This is a genomic window from Paenibacillus sp. MER 99-2, from assembly GCF_023714095.1.
Lineage (GTDB): Bacteria > Bacillota > Bacilli > Paenibacillales > Paenibacillaceae > Paenibacillus.
The window spans coordinates 1-796 of the sequence record NZ_JAMAUZ010000022.1; the positions used below are offsets into that span (position 1 = coordinate 1).

The following is a 796-nucleotide window of genomic DNA, read 5'->3' on the forward strand; positions in this document are numbered from 1 at the left end:
AGGTTCAAATCCTGCCCCCGCAATTATACTTTCTTACGAAAGTGATCTGGAACCGTGGTGTAGTTGGCCTAACATGCCTGCCTGTCACGCAGGAGATCGCGGGTTCGAATCCCGTCGGTTCCGCCATTTTTAAATTCCACCTTACACCGTGCCGGTGTAGCTCAACTGGTAGAGCAACTGACTTGTAATCAGTAGGTTGGGGGTTCAAGTCCTCTCGCCGGCACCATTTGTACCTTAACATCTGAGTCTGGAATAGCATGTATATTTAAGATAAAGATGGGTATACTGAATTACTCTAAGCAAGTTATGAGATGTAACTATGGCGATCGTGGCGAAGTGGTTAACGCACCGGTTTGTGGATCCGGCATTCGGGGGTTCAATTCCCCTCGATCGCCCCATTATCTCATTGGGGATTAGCCAAGCGGTAAGGCAACGGACTTTGACTCCGTCATGCATAGGTTCAAATCCTATATCCCCAGCCATTTACTTGAGTCATTAGCTCAGTTGGTAGAGCACCTGACTTTTAATCAGGGTGTCGAAGGTTCGAGCCCTTCATGACTCACTTTTATATTTTGCGGTCGTGGCGGAATTGGCAGACGCGCACGGTTCAGGTCCGTGTGGGCTAACCCCCCGTGGAGGTTCGAGTCCTCTCGACCGCACCAATTATTATGCGGAAGTGGCTCAGCGGTAGAGCATCGCCTTGCCAAGGCGAGGGTCGCGGGTTCGATTCCCGTCTTCCGCTCCATATTTGCGCCCTTAGCTCAGCTGGATAGAGCGTTTGACTACGAATCAAAAG

At 50.5% G+C, this 796-nt stretch carries 7 tRNA genes; all 7 read left to right on the forward strand.

Features of this window, described 5'->3' with window-relative positions:
• The first annotated feature begins 48 nt into the window (after positions 1-48).
• The 7 genes from M3636_RS28995 (at position 49) to M3636_RS29025 (ending at position 745) form a co-directional block, all read left to right on the forward strand.
• Positions 49-126 (forward strand) — tRNA-Asp (locus tag M3636_RS28995).
• Positions 127-150: 24 nt separating this feature from the next.
• Positions 151-226: transfer RNA gene (locus tag M3636_RS29000), tRNA-Thr, on the forward strand.
• A gap of 96 nt (positions 227-322) precedes the next feature.
• Positions 323-398, forward strand: a tRNA-His gene (locus tag M3636_RS29005).
• Between the two features lie 9 nt (positions 399-407).
• Positions 408-482, forward strand: a tRNA-Gln gene (locus tag M3636_RS29010).
• A 7-nt stretch (positions 483-489) separates the two neighbouring features.
• Positions 490-562 (forward strand) — tRNA-Lys (locus M3636_RS29015).
• A gap of 12 nt (positions 563-574) precedes the next feature.
• Positions 575-662: transfer RNA gene (locus M3636_RS29020), tRNA-Leu, on the forward strand.
• Positions 663-670: 8 nt separating this feature from the next.
• Positions 671-745, forward strand: a tRNA-Gly gene (locus M3636_RS29025).
• The last annotated feature ends 51 nt before the right edge of the window (positions 746-796 follow it).